We start from the raw sequence: 19,087 nt of genomic DNA, 5'->3' as shown, positions 1-19,087 counted from the left end.
GCAGCTTCCCGGGCGAGGGGAGGTGATGCGATGACCGTATTTGAAGCACTCAGTCTTGCGGGACAGGCGAGTATTATTGTGATCAGTATTTTAACTCTCGTTTTATCTCTGGTAATCAGCCAAAAAAAGAAATAACCGTCCCCCCTGGCAGGATTACGGTTATTTCCTCATTAAGTAACCGAGTCAGCCATGCAAATGCACGCTGCTGCGGAGATGGGGTGTGTTCACACCCCATTTTCATCTTTGACTTTATTATACTTTTTTTATGCAAAAAAATCCACTTATATTCTTTCCATCCTACTTCGAAAATTAATTACTTCGTTATACTTAATAACTCCTGTTCTTTTCCGATACTAACATAAAAGGGAGAAGTATACATAAAAAGGGGAGTTTAGAATGAGAAGTGTTCGGGGGAAGTTGTTATCTGTTTGTTCAGTACTGTTACTATTACCCGTCTTGACGATGGGAAGTGTCAGTTATTTTTCAGCAAAAAATCATTTGACTGAAAGCGGAGAAGTGATGATTCAAAATTCTGTTCAACTTGCACTACAAATGATCGAAACAGTTAACGCTCAGGTTGAAGCAGGCGATCTATCATTAGAAGAAGCTCAGGAACAGGTGAAATCACAACTCATAGGGGAGTTGCAAAGTGATGGTAGCAGACCCATCGATTCACCAGTGGATTTGGGGGATAACGGGTATTTTGCAGTGTATGATGAAACCGGAACACTAATCGCTCATCCTACAATCGAAGGTGAGAACATCATGGATGTAACAGATGTTAATGGATTTGCATTTGTTAAAGATGTTTTTGAAAAGGCTTACAATGGTGGCGGTTTTACTGAATATGCATGGCCTCTTCCTACGGATCCGGAAAAAGTCGAAGACAAAATTATGTACAGTGCATTTGATCCGAACTGGGGATGGATTATATCTACCGGTTCTTATTACCTTGATTTTAATAAAGGAGCAAATGAAATTCTAACGGTTATTGCCGTAACCACTTTTGTTTCATTATTTGCCGGTGCCATTCTCGTTTATTTTCTATCAAAAAATTTATCCCGTCCTATTCTACAGGTCCAGGGTCAGCTGCAGGAAATCAGCAACAATAACTTATCATTTGAAGACATTCATATTGGCAATAGAGATGAAATTGGCCAGTTAGCTGGCAGTCTGAACAAAATGAAAAATAATCTTTCAGAAATGATCAGTAGAATTTCTTCCGTTTCACATACTCTCGCCGCTTCTTCTGAAGAATTATCAGCAAGTGCTGATGAAACGAATCGTGCAACAGAGCAAATTGCTGCTTCTATTCAAACGATTTCAGAAAACGCTAATGAACAGTCCGAACAGGCCGGATCTTCGAAAGATCTTGTGAAGAGTATTTCGGGTAAAATTAATGAAATCCACGACTATACAGAAGCGGTTGAACGTGCTGCATCTCTCTCAGCTCAAAAAGTGACAGAAGGAAAGAATCACGTCAAAGAAACATCTGAAAAGATGTCCATCATTCAAGACAAAACAAGAAATGCAGCGATAGCTGTCAATCAGTTGGGTAATAAATCTCAGGAAATTGGAAATATACTTGATTTAATTACAGCAGTAGCCGAACAAACAAACCTTCTCTCGTTAAATGCAGCAATCGAAGCTGCAAGAGCAGGTGAGCATGGTAAAGGATTTGCAGTAGTAGCTGATGAAATCAGAAAACTCGCTGAGCAATCAAGTAAATCTGCTTTACAAATACACGACCTGATAACTGATATCCGCCAGGGAATTGAACAGTCTGTTTCCTTTATGACTGAAGGAGAAAGCTCTGTTACAGAAGGAATGATTGCTATGTTGAAAACTGATGATGGTTTCAATGATATTGAACAGTCCACTACTGCTATTGTTACGGCTTCCGGAAGCGTGCTGGAAGCCATCAAGGAACTGGATTATAACACGGAATTGATGGTTCAATCAGTAGCGTCTACTGCAGAAATCGTGGAGCATTCATCTGCTGAAAGTCAATCGATTGCTGCTGCCTCAGAGGAACAAAGTGCATCAATGGAAGAAGTTGCAGCAAGTTCAGCAGCTTTATCTAAAATGGCTGAAGAACTCAGTGAATTGGTCTCAGAATTTCGAATCAAGTAATGCACTCTCAAATACTCCTTATAAAAAGCTTCAACGTAAAATTACGTTGAAGCTTTTTTGCTTTAACAAATATTATGCATCATCAGATCATGCTCTCAACTGTTCGACCTGATAGATTCCTTCATCTGTCAACTTATAATGAACTTTATTATATTGCTTAAGCTTCTTTGTTAGTGGCCTTGTTCTGCTCAATCCAAGATGAACAGATCTTTTTAATCCTTCATAACCATATATTTCAACCATCAAAACATAGATCAAATTTGGGCGAACATGAGTGGCAATGCCTTTTTTCCTCAAAAAATACATAATAATTAAAATCCGTTCACTCATTTCCCCAGAAGATTTTAACTGGAGCTGTTCATGTTCATTTAATGAAGATAGAAAATTCGTTGCCTCTCTTCTCTGTGTTTCAGATTCATAAAACTTCTCGCTTTCTTCCGATCGCTCCTTTTGAATTTGTTTTTCAATAAATTCAATACCTTTATTCGTAATAAAATAAGTTTTTTGTTTTTCAGCTTTACCCAGATCTTCAAGGTATTGCTTTCTGACACATTGATTGATACATAAATGAATGTTTTTCGGCCTGATGATTCCGGCCTGATCGTACAAATCATTCAATTGTCTTGCTGAGATCAGTTTCTGATCTAATTGCTCTGACATATAGTACGCCATTCCAAGAGCGTAAACCCACTCAATTCTTGTCCCCAATTCTTTAATAAAGGTGACCAGCCTGCCATCTTCCTCTATCTGTTCCTTTACCTCATGGGTTTTCGAGTCCGGCACAATCTTTCTGATATTTGGCGGAGCATCCCCATGGACATCAACCGACATTCTGTATGGTTCATCAGAAATCGGTGTTTGGTTTTTCAAATGATTTACTGCTAACGATAAGTGCTGATTAATCGTTTTATAATTTCCCTTTACTGTGTATTTAAAGTCCAGATAACTGATTGAAACTTCCCAATTTTTATTATCCACAAAATCGCCTCCATTATGCCCGCCACTTCTAGTTAAATAGTCACATATAATATTAGTATATATTTTCCTTTAAATCAATACGAAACTGACATGATTGTATATTTTTTATAATTCATTTAATCTATACCCATTTTATTAGTAAAATAGTCACTACTTTAAAAGAAAATCACTCCACCATTAAGCAGAGTGATTTAAAAAGATATTATTTTTATTAAACTTAACTAGGCATTTTTTTACGTCCTGTGTTAAGCATCTCAATTACTTAAGTATTTTCTTTTCATTGAGACTATCTTATAGACCAAAGCTCAGCGCCTGAGCTGAAGTACATTTTTCCATCAGGGGCAACGATTAAATTACTAGCCGGCGGTCCCTTATAGATTGTTTTCTCCATGGTTGATGGATTTACCCTGAATATCACTTTTTCTACATTACCATATATCATTCCGTCACTTCCGACTACTACATTCCCATTTTTAAAACGGCCACTTGTCGCCGAAACAATGTTCAAGGTCTTCGTTTGTTTATTTTGCGGATTATATGAAAACAGATTGCCATCTGAAAGACCCCAGATCACTCCATTTGATGCAGTTGTTAAAGAATGAATCATTCTGGGGTTAACCAGTGGAAGTGAAATCTTCTCAATTTGCCCTTGTACATTTGAAACTGGAAACCTGAAAAATTGAGCACTTACAGATGATTGAGAAGTATTGTTACTAAATATAGATGTACCGGCGTACGCATAATTTCCATGTGAAGTGATGGAAACCACACTATGACCTGGAATTACATTTCTTCTGACTGAAAGCTTGTTTGAGGGTATATGATAGGAAGAAATACTTCCTCCTATCTCGCCGTTCTTTGGACTTGTCCCCATCAGAATGGTGTCCAGAGATGATATTGCAGTCATGGCAACAATTCTGTCCTGTCCATTTCCTATACTTGATAGAGGGGTAGGTTTTACATAATGATCTGCGTTTTCACCATTATACTTATACAGTAATGCACCTGGATAAATTCCCATATAAAGCGTTCCCTTTAAAACTGCCATTGATTCAGCCTGTCCGATTTTTATTTTTTCTTCGGTTACATTTTCCTGAGGATTGTATTCAGTCGTTTTTCCAGAAACAAATCCATTACTTAGAATTTTACCGTCAATTCCTGATCCAATATTGTATATAGGAATTGGCTGCATCGGAAGATTAAGTTTCTCCACTTTCGGTGAGGTCCAGTTTGGATGATAAGTAAAAAATGTCCCTGAATTACCAAGAAGTCCTACTACACGCTGATCTTTTCCATCAGTCGAAAAATTCACAAGATCAAGAGATACCGCTTCGGTGCCTTTTAATGTTCCGGAAATAGCAGTTGTTTTACCGGAGGAGAGATCATATTTTTGCAGTTTATAGTTGTGTGTATAATAAAGTGCTTTTTTATCGCCAGACGGAGATACCCCCCTTGAACCTGCAGGCAGCTCCTTAATAAATTGATATGACTCACTGTCAAAAACAAGTATTTTCTTACTTGTTTCCATTCTTGCAAAAAGATATCCTTCCTCTTCATCCAGATCATAAACAGAGGTTTCAGTCTTATATTTTTCAGGAAGAATGGATGTTCTCTTACCTGTTTTCATGTTCCAGGCAATTAAGTCTGCCTTGGCACCTACTCCTGTAAATAACGTATCCGCAGCTTCATTCCATGCCAGACTTCGGGCCAGTGATTTTCCTGTCTGCACCTGTCCCAGGTGTTTAAAACCGTCTGCAGCAGTATATTTAAATAAACTTCCATCAGGAGATGTACTACCATAAACAACACCATCAGCGATCTCCAAATCGTGTATAGATGTACCTCCTGGATTTGCTTTGCCAATTTTCTTCAGACTTTTTTGAGCGGGGTTATATTGATATAGATTACCTGAGGGAGTTCCACCTATCCATGCCTTCTGATCCTGATCAACTGTTAATCCCCATGCACTTGTATCAGCAGTCAGAAAATGCTCATCCCAGACAGCATTCGTTTTGAGATTCATGACAACAAGTTTTGCAGGTTCTCCCTGTAAAAGCACATACATTAATGGTGTACCATCAGGCGCGTAACCAGTCGCTCCTGTCATAGCAATCGTATTATGTATTTGTGGTCCATGGTTTTCAAAGCGGTTATGAACACAGTCAGCACCTGCCAGTTTCGCTTTACTCGGTGTCTGATATGTCACCTTGGCATCACGAGCAACAAAATAGCCGCCTCCGACACTTAAAAGCCCAGGCTTAAAAGAGTAAATTCTGTATTGTTCGCCCGCTTTTAGTGTTCGGGAATGAACCTTTTTTTCACCTTCTAATTTAAACAATGATGTATCTTTTTGGATAGACAATTTCCCGATTTGCCCCTTTGTCAACTCTGCTCCATCCCACCATATTTTAGAAGTTCCACGGTAAGAGGTACAGTCATTATTTGCAGAAACGTCATGACCTGCTGTCAATATAATCAGTAAAACAAATGAGATAAGTACTTTTTTCACTATTTCTCCTCCTCGAAAACAACTTTATTACTATTATTTTTCTTTATTGTACCTTTTCCACCCTATATAAGGTTAATAATTGAAAATAATTGTTTGTCTTTATATTAATCGGTACAATGTATTAAAAGAGGTGGTTAAAAATGATCGATATACATTGCCACATTATCCCTCTGCTCGATGACGGCTCTCAAAGTATGGAAGACACCCTCCTGATGGCTGATCAGGCCATCGAAAATGGCATCACATCAATTATCGCTACCCCGCATCATCAAACTGCAAGATTTCAAAATGACGCAAAGATCGTTTTAAAAAAAGTAGCAGAAGTCAATCGGCTTTTATCTGAGAATGGTAAACACCTAACTATTTATCCCGGTCAGGAAATACGTTTATATCCAGATCTTGTAACGGATTTGAATCAAGGGTCCAGCCTGCCCCTGGCTTCATCTGAACATCCTTACGTATTAATTGAATTTCCTGCAGATCAGATTCCTATGTATGCAGAAAAAGTTACGTACGACCTGCTGAATAACGGTTATATACCTGTCATTGCTCATCCTGAAAGAAACAGTTCGATCGTTGAAGATCCTGAAAAGCTATATAAACTGGTTTCTCAAGGGTGCCTTTCTCAGGTCACAGCAGCCAGTGTTGCTGGTGTTTTATCCAAAAAAGTTCAACGTATTTCTTTTCAATTAATTGAAGCAAGCCTTGTTCACTTTGTAGCCTCAGATGCCCATAACACAACAAGCAGGGGCTTTTATAATCTTCCCGCTCTTACTCTAATTGAAGATAAATTTGGAAACAGCAGCTATTTTCTTGATAATGCGCGAAAAGTTTTGACAGGTGATCCGATTTGTCCAGACTATCCAGAAAAGGTGAAAAAAAATTCCCTTTTGTTAAAACTGTTCAGAAAATAAAAAGCAAGGGGGGGCCCCTTGCTTTACTCTCCTACAATAATCTGTTCAGTTATTGTCTCTCCATCTTTAAATTGTTTTTGAATAGTTAAAGTCGATCCTTTGTAGTAGACGCCACTCCAGCTCTTTTCATTAGGACTGATAAGGAGAGAGTTAATCTTAATTAAAGAAAGTTCAGGATCAGACAGATCTACCGTAATATCTTCATAACCCTCCAACCCAAGTATTTCATTTACTTGATCCCTGACAATTCCCGGTCTTTCACGTGCAAAGACATTTAACTCCTCAACATTTTGTTCCCATAAAGCAACACTACCGATATTTTTCCATCGATATATACTTGCCGGCACTTCTCCCTTTATCTCATTTTCCATTTCAGTTATGACCTCAATGACATTCTCACTTTCAAAATTTTGATTTAACAGGTCGGATAAGATAACAACGAATCGTTCTTTTATTTCTTCATTTTGAATCAGTGTTCTGAATAAGGTTGTTGAACGATGATCTCTTAGCAGCCATTGGATCGTATTCTGATTGACGCCTTCCTCTCTTTCAACCAGACCGAACCCACGGTCAGTATCGAATAGCATCCAGCGCCATCTTCCATCATGATGACTATCTGACTCTCTGGAATAATACTCATTCTTTTTCCATATAGCTGTATTATTCATAAATGAATCCTGATTAGCGAAATAAATCTGGTAGGCAGCGTATTCTAGAAATTGATCGAGATCTATATGTTCTTCAACAAAGTCAACCGTACTTGGCGCTTGTATATTTCTCTGAGTCACTGCATAAACAAATTTCAGGTATTCATTTAGAGCTGAAATATCACCTTCTTCAACTGTAAATCCCGTTTCAGTATCTGGATTGGCTTCAAGTAAAGCAACCTCTGAAGCTTTCACATTATAATATTGCTCAATGTAATCCGCGGAAAACGTTTCCCTGATTTGATGTATTCCCCAGTACTCTCCATTCACGATAACGATTGCGGGCTGATCAAGCTGATTGGCTATTCCGCGATCCTCTACCAGCCGGTGCATCATTGCATCCCGCAACAGCGTTGATCTCCAGTCATTCCCACCGTTTCTCAATAGCAGACGGTCATAGGATCCTGAGCCTTCGTCTCCAAAAAAAGGATAATAAAACCGCGTATTGCCTTCTCCGCCATCAGCGTATAACCGTATGCTTTTTTGAGGTAATTGCCTCGTATATCCGCCGTGAATTCTCATATTAACGGTTTCCGTAAACATTTCCTGTCCGTAGCCGTCAAAATAAGTCATGACTGCTTTTCTATCCCCATCCGAACCTCTGATTTCATAATTCCCAGTACCGGGGTTTTCAGGGTCATGCATTGTTCCAGGGACGTATATGCCATAATCGTCACTGAATAAATCTCTATTAGATGCCACTATCGAAATAACAGGCAATTTAGAGCGGGTGAATATTTCATTAGATAAAAAATAGGTGCTCGTATCCTCAATTTCCAACTGTCCGTTTCTATACGCCGCAGCTCTTATAACATGTGCAACTTTTACTTCATCTTTACGAAAGTCGAACGGATCCCTTAAAGGGGACGTTTTTATATTTGCCAGAACTTGTGCACCTTCGTCGAGCTGTCTGCTCATAATAATAGGTTCATTGTATGCCAATGACTGAGGTGTAGGTTTTGAACCATCAAGCGTGTAATAAATTTTAAGCTCCGGATCACTAGAGGTAATCGTTACAGCTTCCCCTTCATCAATAAAACCGCTTTCATTTGAAAAGTGGATGGAAGGTTTAACGACAACATCTTTTTCAACAATAACGGACAGCTTTTCACTTAAACCTGAGAAGTTTACAATCTGATTGCCATCCAGAAGTAATTGATCCGATAAAGGAACACTTCCAGCCAGTGGAGAAAGATCGGTAATCTGATTCTCTCTTAAATCCAGTCGAATGAGGTTTTTCAAATTTGATAGAGGCTCTAGGTTTTTAATGTGATTTCTACTGGCATCTAAAGCAGTCAGGTAGTCCATATTTCTAATAGACTGTAAATCCGAAATTTCATTATCACTAATATCGATTTCATTTACTCTTGGAATTCCCTCAAGAAATTCAATATGCGTTAAGTTATTTCCTTCAGCATTGAAATAGGTAAGTCTTTCAGTATTTAGAGAGACTTTTTCAATATTGTTTCCGCTCAGATCCAGCCATCGAAGCTTTGGCAATTCCCCTAAAAGTGCAGCATCTGTTATTAGATTATCTTTCAAATCCAATACTTCAAGATCTTTAAAGTATTGAATCCCTTCAATTGATTCGAGTTGTAAATCTTTGAGGTCAAGCTCACGCACGCCATGTGTGAGTTCAGGCCTGAAGGCTCCTGAAGTATACCCCATTGATTGCATGACTGCTCTTTCAAAATGAGGGTTTATCTCTAATTCGTCCTGTCCAGTTATATAAAAGAAAAACCATAATCCCGTACTGGATAGTAAAAATAATAAAAATACAAATAATTTCTTCAAAGTAATCCCTCACTTGAGAAAAATGTTTTATGTTCTGTAAAAAGAATCTATAATTAGTATAAACGAATTTACTAAAAGCTTAATCTATTTTTACAAAATATAAATAATTGACACAGGGTGATGTGGATGGCTATAGAAATCTTTAATCGGTTTGAGTTAAAATATTTAATTTCAATAGACGAATACTATGAGATGAGATCAAAACTACTTGAGCGGATGACTTTTGACTCTTACGGTAACAATGATGGGAAATATAACATCATCAGCCTTTATTTTGATTCAGCAGAACGGGGCATTTATTACGAAACAAAAAATAAACTATCGTTCAGACAAAAACTTCGATTGAGAGTTTATGATCGTACGAGTATTGAAGATCAGGCCTTTTTTGAAATAAAACAAAAGTTTAAAAACGTTGTAAATAAACGCAGAACAGTATTATCTCTTAATGATGCCTATAAATTAATCAAAAATAAGCCGAATATTTTCAGTAAAGAGCTTCCACCCGCTTCAAACACACAGATTTTAAAAGAGGTTATACATTTCAGGAATCAATATGAACTTGAGCCTGACATTATTGTAAGTTATGACAGACAGGCATTTGTTGGTGTTAATGAGCCTGACCTCCGGGTAACATTTGATTACAATCTGATGACAAGAGACTATGATCTGCGTCTTGAGAATGGACCGTATGGACATCACTTTATACACCCGGATCTTGTCGTACTAGAGATAAAAGTATCTAATTCAGTTCCTCTTTGGCTATCCAACATTGTAAGCGAAATGAATCTTTCCAGAAAAAGTGTTTCAAAGTTTTGTACAAGCGTGGAACTTGCTGAAGAATTAGCTCTTAAACGAAAAAAATACAGTTGAGATTAGGTGAAGCCATGAGTACATTTTTAAGCGAGATCCAGCAGCTTGCTGATATGACAGGTAGAATTACGATATTGGAGGCCTTTGCAGCCATTTTTCTGAGTTTTGTTTTAACCACAATCGTTGCTTTAATTTATCGTTTCACTCACAATGGTCCCAGATATTCACAATCATTTGTGCAGACAATCGTTATTATGGGGGTAACCGTTTCTATCGTAATGATCGTAATCGGAAATAATGTCGCAGTTGCTTTTGGTCTGGTGGGGGCTTTTTCTATTATTCGTTTTAGGAGCGCCATGAGCGATCCGAAAGATATTGCCTTTATTTTCTTCGGAATGGCCGCAGGTATTGCTTGTGGACTTGGATTTTATATTTTGGCTGTACTATTTACCTTTTCACTTACAGTGATTATCTTATTTTTTCATTCAATAAATTTTGGCAAACAAAAAACGAATAGCAAACGACTTACCATTACTGTTCCAGAAAACCTTCACGATGAAAAAACGTTTGATCTGCTTTTATCCAGACATCTGACGTATTTTCAGCTCCAATCTGTTGAAACGGTCAGTCTTGGAACCATGATTCAGCTTAATTATGTAATTACTATGAAAAAAAATACGACTGACAAGGCCCTGATCGATGATTTGAGGACGGTCAATGGAAACTTGAAAGTATCTGTACAATATTTATCAAACGCACCAATCTACTAAGAAGCTGTTAAATCGCTTCTTTTTCTTTTTTATGGATCAAAAATTTCAAATAAAAATATTTTTGTAATAAAAACGTAATTTTTTTGAAACCTTTCCATTTTTGTTACGTCTGATTAATTGTAAGACACATCATTAGGAGGAATTAAGCATGAAGAAATTGATCAGTATCGTAACAGCAGTTTTACTATTTTTATCCATCTCAAGTACTACGGAAGCATCAGGTGATTCACGACTTTTTGTAAAATGGGATGATTCCACATTAGTTGAAGGGCAGATTGGGAGAGTCGCACTTGTTAAGAATGCAGTACTGTTTAAAATGGAAAACGGCAGCCTGAAGAAAACAAACCTTCTCAGAACGGCTGGCAATAAGTATCGTGTTTATGGATTTAAAGGGTCTGGCAATTATCAGTATTTGGCGGTAGGTGGTGGCTACTATCTACATAACACAACTGCTACGGTATACGAAACGCCGTCAGCTTCTAAATTCAGACAGCTTGCTTTACTTGTTGATGATTCAATGATCTCATCAGCACTACGTTCACAAGTAGAAGATGGTACACTGCCACGTACACCAATTACTGTATGGAAATCAACGGTAAGTGACATGAAGGCTCAATACGGTACACCAAAATATGAATCAACTTCCCGAGGAGCATATGTATTTTCTTACGAGAAATTCTCGTTTTTCGCAACATACCTCAATAATGCGCCAGGTGAAGATCTTTTAGGAATCGGATATACGTTCCATTCAGATTATACAATCTCACCATCAGAGATTAAAAAGCGACTTGGAAGCACTGGTCTGCTGAGTGACGGATTCAGTGAATACACAGGTGGATACTTAATGGTATACAAAATGGGGGATTATGAATTACGTTTTGAATTTAAGGATGCTGAAGGAAAGAAGCTTCAGAGAATGGATATTGTGAAGAAGTAAACCTTTAAAAAAGCAGAAGGCAAACGCCTTCTGCTTTTCATGTTTTTTGTCTTTCATATAACCTTCTTTGTTTTATAAACAACTGAACAGCAAAACCGACCAACATCACCCCAGGCACAACCAACAGCAGCATAGACCCCAACCGCGTATCGGTGATTTTCAGCAGGTAGCCGATGTAGGGAATGGTGAGTCCTGTGTAGTGGCCGATGATTTGGCTGGCTGAGACTGGTGTACTGTCGATGCCGTCGTTGTTGTCTCCTTGTGTGGTGTAGAGGACTTCTCTGTCATTGATGACTTTGCCGACAACTCGGTGTGTGATCAGCTTGTTTTCTTTTTGAAAGGTGATGATGTCATCTATATCATATTCGGTTCCCTCGTGCTCCGTTTTTTTGATTTGAATCACTGAGCCCGTCATAAAGACAGGCTCCATGGATCCAGATAAGACGTTTTTCATCTGATAACCGAGAAATGACGGCTCATTTCCGGTGATCCTAGAAATGACGACAATCAGCATCATTGTGATTAAAAGAATGACAAATCCAACTTTGAAAACCTGCAATATGACCTTCATCAGGGAGCTGACTCGCCTTCCTCAATTTCCGTCATTTCCTTTTCTGCCTGAAGCGGTTCCACGTTTTCCTCAGGCGTTACTTCAGGAACAACCTCTGCTTCGTCCTCAACGGATTCGTCCGGAACATCACTTTCTCCAAGCGGCTCTTCTACCTGTGCGCTCTCTTTTTCCAGCGCTTTCTTTTCCAAACGTTCTTTTTCGATCTGAGCAGCTTCCTCTATCGCTTTTTGCTCAGCAAGCAATAGAATCTGTGACTGTGCTTCAGTAATATCATTTTGTTTGATCTGAAGCTGTGTCAGCGTTTCATCCAGAGCCCTCATTAAATCCAAATAATCCTGGTCATTTAATGTATTCATTTGCGAAAAGGCTACTGTCGCAGATAACGGAGCATTTTCATTTTCCCCATTCTCAAAATGCAGGTAGTCAAGCAATAATCTCTCCGCATCAAGCTTCCCGTCTTCATTTAACAGCTTCTGCTCCTTGAAAATCCGGATCAGTTCATGTATCTTCTGTTTGTCTTCAATCACGAGACAGCCGGGATGATAAAATTTATTCATCTGCAAATACTCAAGCAGTTCCATCACCTTTTGATGTTCCCGCTGAATCGATTCCCAGTGCTGCTGAACGCTTTGACGTCTGCCCGTGGTTAGGCGACTTTCTTCTATTAAATTGTTAATAGTCTGACTGAGTTGAGCCGCCATACTTTTAAGCGATGCGCTGTCTGCACCTGACGGCATAGAAAATGAAAACGGGGAAACGGCAGCCGGTCCATTGGCCATCATATGTCCCCGGTCTGATTCAAGCGTATTCATTCTGATCATCAGCTCATCCATCACCTGTTCAATCCTGTCAGGAAACACCTCACACGCATTGATTCCCGTTTGTGCCGCTTCACTATCTGAAAAGGCACCGTATGTATCACCCGTGATCTGCCCCATTCCTAAAATCAGCAAGGCCGGTGCCACCGATGCCAGTTTTATTTTATTTAACGTTCGCTGGTTTTGCAGTGAACGCTCCCGTTGGATTCTCTCAGAACGACTTTTCATCATCAGTCCTCTTTTCTGCTCACCTTACTTACGATACTTTTTCTTTTTTAACAGCGACCTGAATGCCCGAGATCGCTTTCCAAACTGTCACAATCGAATACATCAGAAGCAGAATGCCCGGTATGATCAAGAGCAATGCGCCGTTATTTGTCTGTAAAAAATTCAGCCCGTATCCAATGTAAGGAACGGTCACACCTGTATATGCAGCCAGCACATTTTCAGCGAGCACCGGTTGCGAATCCGCTTCTTCATTGTTGTCACCCTTCGTTATGTACATCACGTGCTGCCCGCTTTTTACAGTCTCTACAATACGGTGCGTCGTGACTCTGTTTTCATTTTCTAAATAGGTAATAACATCCCCCGGCTGAAACGACATTGGATCCTCTGCTTTTTTAACAGCAATGACCGAACCTGTCTGGATCCCCGGCTCCATTGAACCGGATAACACTGTCTTCAGCTGATATCCAAACAATTCCGGCTCACCACCCGATGCTTTTGCAAAAACGATCACGGCAATCATGACTAAAACACCCGTATAAAAAAGTGCTGAAAAAATCCTCCCAATCCACTTCATCATATTCTTCAACCTTTCTGCATAGACTATTTTAATATTCTCCACGTCTTATCAATCCGGTTATAAAACGTGGAGAATATTAAAGAATGAGGAAACCGGCTGATATCCCCGGCTCCCTCGCTTTTTAATATTTGATTAACGGGCTTTTCCTTCAGTCTGCATGGCTTCAAACGTCCATTCGAGCTTCAGCTTATCTTTCTGGAATTGGTTTTGATCCTGTCCGTTATCAACAAATTCAAATTGTACATATAGCTTATCCGACGTTCCGGCAGCCAGCTTCCCGCCCTTTTCGATAAACCAAGGCGTGAACACGTGTCCTTCAATTACATCAGGACTCATATTCTGCAGGTCATGAAGCGTTGTGGAGAAAATCGGAACATCCAGTTTATCTGCATTTAACAGGAAGTTAACGCGAATATGCTTCCCGAAATCGTCTGAGTTGTTATTGCCGTGATCCACAACCTGATAACCGGTCTTCAGATCAATCGTGCCGATATCAAGCGACCCATTATTCATCAAATCAAACTCTCTCAGCATCGTGTCACCCGGCTTTAAATTGTCCACGTTGACAATCGTCGTTGGATTCATCGCCAGATCCAGCGACCCTGCAGCAAATACATTGTTCGATACTTCAGTATCACTGAAATACGCGTATGTACCTCCACCAATTAGTGCCAACCCCATTGCCGCTGATGCTACTCCTAAACCTAACTTCTGCTTCAAACCCATTCTGACTTCCTCCTCTAAAATAAGTGTATGTTCGGCTCTCTTTCGTTCGTTAAAAAGAACCAACAACCACACTATACCCGATGGAAAATGAGTTGAAAAGGAGTAAAAAACAGGTTATTTTCTCAATTAAGAACATTTTAGGGTGCTTTTCTCTGGATTGCTTTTATTTTCTTAATAATGCACGTTTTGTGCTTTAAAAAGAATTAAATATATCCACTTTAACTCAAACTAAATGAAATCACCCTTGGTATGATCAGGGTGATTTCAGCATTTATTATTTTTTTCGTTGCTGATAAACATCCTGATAAAATAATCTCGTAGCACGTTCTAGCTGCTTTTTGATTGTTCCATATGAACAATCAACGGTTAAGGACTCATAATTGCGAAAGATTACTTTTATTTGTTTTGGGTTGTCTGTGTCCTTAAATGAGAGGATATGTTCGAGAAAAAGCCAGGTGTTACATGAACTTGTTGGAGAGTGTGTAGGGAAGGCTAGGATGTCTGTGTAGGGTCAACAAGCAGTGGTACCTTATGCTGAATACCAAGTCTTACTTTTGCGGAGGCGATACGTCCTTCAAGTAGAACGCCTGATTGGATACAACGTTCATTCAGTAATTCTTTAGGGGTTTTCTTGGAATAGAAGATCCCTTTCTTGTCAAATGCTACTGTCTCATACTCAATTGAAAAGTCGTGTCTCAAAGCCAGTGTTGTTTCACTTACCCGATATGAATCCGGTGAAGCCTTACATGTCATGAACCTGTCTCCTTTTGAATGATTCCCATCATTCCATTTATTTTATGAGCATTCACAACTCACACAGCTTATTTCGACACTAATTTTCAAAATCCTTTATTTTTTTAAATAATATGTAAAATAAATAATAAACACAATATAGTCTCGAATATTTTATAAAAAGATTTTAAAAATACCATTATTTATGTGTAACTATTTCAAAAACATTACGTCTACTTTACTGTAAGATGACAAAAACATCATTAGGAGGAACAATTATGAATAAAAAACAAATTTTATTAACAGGAGCATTAGCATTAAGTATACTGGGTAGTCCGTTTGCAATAAATGAAGCATCTGCATCCAGTTCCACCCATATTGGAAGTGTAAAATTAGTCGAGGACGTTATGCTTTACAAAAAGGCTCGTGGATTAGGGTATGAAGTGACAAATGTGGCGAGAGATGCAGGAACTACATATCGCGTATATTCGATTACAAATGTAGATTTCAATAATTACCTGTCAGTGGGTGGCGGTTATTACATCTTGGATTCAGAGGATGCAGACTATACACCGAACCCTGTTCCAGAAAAAAAGAGACTTGCTGTTAAATGGAATGATTCTACTCTCGTTGAGGGACAAATCGGCCGCGTCACTTTAAGTAAAGATTTAGCACTTTATAAGCTTGAAGGATCGTCCACATTCATAAAATCTGACATTGTAAGACCATCTAACTCACTATTCAGAGTATATTCCTATAAATTGATTGATGGACAATACTATTACGGTGTTGGCGGCGGATACTACTTTAAAGCCGGAGATGGTATTAAATATGAAACTCCTGCACTAAACAAGCAGCGTCAGCTTAAAAATCTAATTATCTCAACAATGGTGATGAGCCGTGACTTAAATTATTTCTATAAATCTGAGTCGTTTGGAGAGTCCTATTCTCTCAATGACTCGATTGAGTATATTTCGGAAGACTCAGGATATCCGATTAAATTACAGGACGGCCTTAAAGTGGTTGAAACACCGATTTATACGTATTATCAAAAAGCAGATGAGGATTCCCTTTATCAAATTAAGGTTTTCTGGATGAATGATCCAACCTACAGTAAGGAGTCCGTTGCACAAATGTTTAGCTACAGAGGTGACATGAACAGAAAAGGTCCAGCTGAAAATGAATTAATGTATAGTTCTATGACTCATTATTTACATTTTGATTTTGACTTACCGCATTACAACAAAGTCATTACTTATGGAAGATTAGACGAATTATAAGAAAAAACTGGACTCATACGTAATAAACGCGTTGAGTCCAGTTTTTATATTTATTCATAAAGTGCCCTTCTCTTACTATGCGTATTAATATCTTTATCTTTCCTCGGCGTACTCGACTGCTTTGGTACGGTTACAATCAATTTTCCAAACGGAAGGTACTGGATCAACGTGACCGCTACAATTGATAAACCCATAATGATTACAAACCAGACAGGGAACAAAGAAAGTTTCCACACTTCTGCCGGCAAAATTCTCTGGATCACATTCAGGATAAACGGATGTACCAGGTAGATCCCCATTGAAAGTGCACCTATTTTGGAAAAAAATTGATTCAATGATGGAATACGGCCAATCACATTACCAATTGAGAGAATGAAGAGAATAATAATTGGTAAGTTAATCATATTCGTCATTCGATTTGATGGTATCGATCCAACTGCTTCATATTCAACAGCAGCAAAATAAATAATCAATAATACACCTATAAATAAAGGCATTCTGAATTTAATGGCGAACGCTTTTGCCTGTTCCCAATTGTACGCCAGAAATCCACCAAATATAAAGAAAAACAGCCATGCCGGCAGAAATGCACGCTGACTCAAAATCATACCTGCGGTCCCCTCAAATTGACCCGGTACAAAATATTGCAGGGTATATACGTGAACACCAGCTGATAAAACAAGTGCGGCTATCCAAAAGGACTTTTTACGAATCAGCTGCAGCAATGGAAAAATCAGATAAAACTGCAGAACAATGGACATGAAATATAAATGGTAATAACTTTCTCCAAAAATACTGCTGATTAAAAACTGAGTGGTTCCATCTTCAAATGGAGATATACCATCAGCTGCAAAGATATACAAATAATAAAAAGCGGTCCATACTGCAAATGGGATCACAATTTTTTTAAAACGTGATGAAGCAAATTTTTTAAATTTAAACCCTTTATTTTTCACCTGCAAAAACAATAGAAATCCGCTGATGAATGCAAAGAGCGGCGTTCCAAATCGGCTGATCTGATTCACAAACAGCGTAACATCCTCCCAGCCTCCGCGTTCATAAAAATAAACAGCTGAAACATGAACGAGGACAACCATCATACATCCGATGGCACGCAGTATATGAATATCAAATATTTGTAATGGCTTTTTCACATTTTACACATCCTCATATAATCAAACAACGGAGTTATTATACGGTTGCTAAAGAACATGGTAAATACTTTTTATAGAATAGTAAAATACCTGTTAAAAAAGAAAAATGAGCATTTCAAAAATCTATTTATTTATACCTATTTACGTAATAAACGATCCAGATTCGTACAGGATAGGAAGCTATTTCACTATTATTTGCAACCGTCTATCTATATAAAATATGGAATATGTGGTAAGGTATTACTTGAGTAATGACGTGCATTATTCAGAAATTGATTGATTGGAGCGATTAAATGAGAAAAGCAACAGGAACAGCCTTACTGACAGCCCTTTTAATTGCAGGATGTGGCGGTAATAATTCAGAGGAAGTAACGCTGGAAAATCTCGATTCAAGTGTTGATGATCGCCTGGAATTAGACAGTTACATTCCAGAAATCGAAGGATATCCCGTAGGACTTGCAACGGTAGAATCTAAAACAGAGTTAAATGAAGACGGGGAAGAAGTTGTAACGGATGAACCCCGACAAGCCATTGTTACATATTACCAATCAATGGAAGAGCCTATCGAGGATCTTGATGTTGATCAGTGGGAAAAAGACAATAACAGCGAGGTCATATACGGGGATTTTTACAATGATATGACACTTGCTTCTTTGAGTATTACACCTGAGAGCGCCGGTACCATGCAGGAAGCTGAAGAAATCGAGATCGAAGGTCACCCTGTTCAATATATGCACTCAGAAGAAGCAGACGCCGTATTTATGCATTTTGATGTAAACGATGCGGGCTACATTGTAACCTATTATTTGCTGGATGACAGAACAGAAGAAGATGCTATAAATTTTGCCGGTGAAATCATCAGTCATTACACTGAATCATAAATAATGGTGCATATTTAATGTTTAAAACGATTTAAAAGTGGTATAAAGAACTGTGTCGACTACATAGTAACGACATACCTTATCGCAGGAAGCACGGATTCGATCCCGTGCTTCTTTTTTATATACAATGTATAAAATGTTTAATCTGGAAAGAAAAAAGGGAGATTAACTGCCCCCCCATTTATTTTGCGTTATTAATCAGAAAATCAGCAATGTCAGCATCAGCATCGTCATCAAATTCGTCAAATGAATCATACTCTTCCTCTTTTTCCTCCAAAGACAAAATAACAAATAGCTCATTTACTTTATCCTCAATTTGTGAAAAAGACGAATCGCTCAAAAGTCCTTCTTTCTGAGCTGCTTTTAATACATTCAATTTACTTAGAATACGCTCCACTGAAGTTTTCTTCTGTAGTATCCCCATGTCAATATCCCCTTTCCCGTTTTTAAAATTTTATCAGTAATGTTCGACTTAAACAATTCCTCCCCTTACTATTGTCATAATTTTCTTTAAGAATAATTACGAGGATCTTAATGTATTTGGTTGTATAATAAGAATGAATTTTCA

Annotated in this window: 17 protein-coding genes and 1 pseudogene; 8 read left to right on the top strand and 10 right to left on the bottom strand. The window is 38.4% G+C overall.

The window, feature by feature from the left end; all coding sequences use genetic code 11:
- The first annotated feature begins 30 nt into the window (after positions 1-30).
- Positions 31-135 (top strand): putative holin-like toxin, encoded by a 105-nt coding sequence (locus E2491_RS17650; protein ID WP_244093935.1) that lies wholly within the window; start codon positions 31-33, stop codon positions 133-135.
- Between the two features lie 261 nt (positions 136-396).
- Positions 397-2,133 carry a methyl-accepting chemotaxis protein gene (locus tag E2491_RS10435; protein WP_134375582.1) on the top strand — a complete coding sequence of 579 codons (1,737 nt, stop codon included), beginning with the start codon at positions 397-399 and terminating at the stop codon, positions 2,131-2,133.
- An 87-nt stretch (positions 2,134-2,220) separates the two neighbouring features.
- Here E2491_RS10435 and E2491_RS10430 read toward each other — a convergent pair whose 3' ends face one another.
- Positions 2,221-3,111, bottom strand: a complete 891-nt coding sequence (locus E2491_RS10430; protein ID WP_134375581.1) for a hypothetical protein — start codon at positions 3,109-3,111, stop codon at positions 2,221-2,223.
- Positions 3,112-3,397: 286 nt separating this feature from the next.
- Entirely contained in the window at positions 3,398-5,620 is a 2,223-nt protein-coding gene (locus tag E2491_RS10425) for a hypothetical protein (RefSeq protein ID WP_134375580.1), read from the bottom strand.
- Positions 5,621-5,760: 140 nt separating this feature from the next.
- On the opposite strand from E2491_RS10425, the gene E2491_RS10420 reads away from it, so the two are divergent.
- The gene (locus tag E2491_RS10420) at positions 5,761-6,534 is read left to right on the top strand and encodes a tyrosine-protein phosphatase (protein WP_134375579.1); all 774 of its coding nucleotides are present in this window, start codon (positions 5,761-5,763) and stop codon (positions 6,532-6,534) included.
- A 23-nt stretch (positions 6,535-6,557) separates the two neighbouring features.
- On the opposite strand, the gene E2491_RS10415 is transcribed toward E2491_RS10420, so the two are convergent.
- Positions 6,558-9,035 carry a CotH kinase family protein gene (locus E2491_RS10415; protein WP_134375578.1) on the bottom strand — a complete coding sequence of 826 codons (2,478 nt, stop codon included), beginning with the start codon at positions 9,033-9,035 and terminating at the stop codon, positions 6,558-6,560.
- Between the two features lie 126 nt (positions 9,036-9,161).
- On the opposite strand from E2491_RS10415, the gene E2491_RS10410 reads away from it, so the two are divergent.
- The 3 genes from E2491_RS10410 to E2491_RS10400 all read left to right on the top strand — a co-directional run bounded on the left by E2491_RS10410 (position 9,162) and on the right by E2491_RS10400 (position 11,552).
- On the top strand, positions 9,162-9,905 hold the full coding sequence (locus E2491_RS10410) for a polyphosphate polymerase domain-containing protein (protein ID WP_134375577.1): 744 nt from the start codon (positions 9,162-9,164) through the stop codon (positions 9,903-9,905).
- Positions 9,906-9,919: 14 nt separating this feature from the next.
- Positions 9,920-10,615 carry a DUF4956 domain-containing protein gene (locus E2491_RS10405; RefSeq protein ID WP_134375576.1) on the top strand — a complete coding sequence of 232 codons (696 nt, stop codon included), beginning with the start codon at positions 9,920-9,922 and terminating at the stop codon, positions 10,613-10,615.
- 148 nt (positions 10,616-10,763) lie between these two features.
- A complete protein-coding gene (locus E2491_RS10400; protein ID WP_134375575.1) occupies positions 10,764-11,552 on the top strand; it encodes a DUF4309 domain-containing protein in 789 nt (262 codons plus the stop codon).
- Between the two features lie 37 nt (positions 11,553-11,589).
- Here the strand turns inward: E2491_RS10400 and sipW (E2491_RS10395) are convergent, their stop codons facing one another.
- The 5 genes and pseudogenes from sipW (E2491_RS10395) to E2491_RS17830 form a co-directional block, all read right to left on the bottom strand.
- A complete protein-coding gene (sipW, locus tag E2491_RS10395; RefSeq protein ID WP_134375574.1) occupies positions 11,590-12,123 on the bottom strand; it encodes a signal peptidase I SipW in 534 nt (177 codons plus the stop codon).
- Positions 12,123-13,172: a SipW-dependent-type signal peptide-containing protein gene (locus tag E2491_RS10390; protein WP_134375573.1), complete on the bottom strand. Its 1,050-nt coding sequence runs from the start codon at positions 13,170-13,172 to the stop codon at positions 12,123-12,125. The genes sipW (E2491_RS10395) and E2491_RS10390 overlap by 1 nt, the downstream gene beginning before the upstream one ends.
- A 25-nt stretch (positions 13,173-13,197) precedes the next feature.
- Positions 13,198-13,746 carry a signal peptidase I SipW gene (sipW, locus tag E2491_RS10385; RefSeq protein ID WP_134375572.1) on the bottom strand — a complete coding sequence of 183 codons (549 nt, stop codon included), beginning with the start codon at positions 13,744-13,746 and terminating at the stop codon, positions 13,198-13,200.
- Positions 13,747-13,878: 132 nt separating this feature from the next.
- Positions 13,879-14,472, bottom strand: a complete 594-nt coding sequence (locus tag E2491_RS10380; RefSeq protein WP_134375571.1) for a CalY family protein — start codon at positions 14,470-14,472, stop codon at positions 13,879-13,881.
- A 274-nt stretch (positions 14,473-14,746) separates the two neighbouring features.
- A pseudogene (locus E2491_RS17830) lies at positions 14,747-15,225 on the bottom strand (competence protein ComK).
- A 257-nt stretch (positions 15,226-15,482) separates the two neighbouring features.
- Here E2491_RS17830 and E2491_RS10365 point away from each other — a divergent pair.
- Complete coding sequence (locus E2491_RS10365) at positions 15,483-16,484, top strand: hypothetical protein (protein WP_134375569.1); 1,002 nt, start codon at positions 15,483-15,485, stop codon at positions 16,482-16,484.
- A 50-nt stretch (positions 16,485-16,534) separates the two neighbouring features.
- On the opposite strand, the gene E2491_RS10360 is transcribed toward E2491_RS10365, so the two are convergent.
- The gene (locus tag E2491_RS10360) at positions 16,535-17,638 is read right to left on the bottom strand and encodes an acyltransferase (protein WP_244093934.1); all 1,104 of its coding nucleotides are present in this window, start codon (positions 17,636-17,638) and stop codon (positions 16,535-16,537) included.
- Positions 17,639-17,931: 293 nt separating this feature from the next.
- On the opposite strand from E2491_RS10360, the gene E2491_RS10355 reads away from it, so the two are divergent.
- Positions 17,932-18,519 (top strand): hypothetical protein, encoded by a 588-nt coding sequence (locus E2491_RS10355; protein WP_134375568.1) that lies wholly within the window; start codon positions 17,932-17,934, stop codon positions 18,517-18,519.
- A 181-nt stretch (positions 18,520-18,700) separates the two neighbouring features.
- Here E2491_RS10355 and E2491_RS10350 read toward each other — a convergent pair whose 3' ends face one another.
- Positions 18,701-18,943, bottom strand: a complete 243-nt coding sequence (locus E2491_RS10350) for a hypothetical protein (RefSeq protein ID WP_134375567.1) — start codon at positions 18,941-18,943, stop codon at positions 18,701-18,703.
- Positions 18,944-19,087 lie beyond the last annotated feature (144 nt).

This window comes from Jeotgalibacillus sp. R-1-5s-1 (assembly GCF_004405105.1).
In the GTDB taxonomy this organism is placed as follows: Bacteria; Bacillota; Bacilli; order Bacillales; family Jeotgalibacillaceae; genus Jeotgalibacillus.
Note: the sequence above shows the minus strand (reverse complement) of the source record. Positions and strands in the feature narration are given on the sequence as shown.

What these genes read in the sequence shown, in the direction of transcription:
- E2491_RS10400 (WP_134375575.1), top strand. Translation starts at nt 10,764, where the DNA reads ATGAAGAAATTGATCAGTATCGTAACAGCAGTTTTACTATTTTTATCC.
- E2491_RS10405 (WP_134375576.1), top strand. Translation starts at nt 9,920, where the DNA reads ATGAGTACATTTTTAAGCGAGATCCAGCAGCTTGCTGATATGACAGGT.
- E2491_RS10435 (WP_134375582.1), top strand. Translation starts at nt 397, where the DNA reads ATGAGAAGTGTTCGGGGGAAGTTGTTATCTGTTTGTTCAGTACTGTTA.
- E2491_RS10380 (WP_134375571.1), bottom strand. Translation starts at nt 14,472, where the DNA reads ATGGGTTTGAAGCAGAAGTTAGGTTTAGGAGTAGCATCAGCGGCAATG.
- E2491_RS10410 (WP_134375577.1), top strand. Translation starts at nt 9,162, where the DNA reads ATGGCTATAGAAATCTTTAATCGGTTTGAGTTAAAATATTTAATTTCA.
- sipW (WP_134375574.1), bottom strand. Translation starts at nt 12,123, where the DNA reads ATGAAGGTCATATTGCAGGTTTTCAAAGTTGGATTTGTCATTCTTTTA.
- E2491_RS10420 (WP_134375579.1), top strand. Translation starts at nt 5,761, where the DNA reads ATGATCGATATACATTGCCACATTATCCCTCTGCTCGATGACGGCTCT.
- E2491_RS17650 (WP_244093935.1), top strand. Translation starts at nt 31, where the DNA reads ATGACCGTATTTGAAGCACTCAGTCTTGCGGGACAGGCGAGTATTATT.
- E2491_RS10355 (WP_134375568.1), top strand. Translation starts at nt 17,932, where the DNA reads ATGAGAAAAGCAACAGGAACAGCCTTACTGACAGCCCTTTTAATTGCA.
- E2491_RS10350 (WP_134375567.1), bottom strand. Translation starts at nt 18,943, where the DNA reads ATGGGGATACTACAGAAGAAAACTTCAGTGGAGCGTATTCTAAGTAAA.
- sipW (WP_134375572.1), bottom strand. Translation starts at nt 13,746, where the DNA reads ATGATGAAGTGGATTGGGAGGATTTTTTCAGCACTTTTTTATACGGGT.
- E2491_RS10365 (WP_134375569.1), top strand. Translation starts at nt 15,483, where the DNA reads ATGAATAAAAAACAAATTTTATTAACAGGAGCATTAGCATTAAGTATA.
- E2491_RS10390 (WP_134375573.1), bottom strand. Translation starts at nt 13,172, where the DNA reads ATGATGAAAAGTCGTTCTGAGAGAATCCAACGGGAGCGTTCACTGCAA.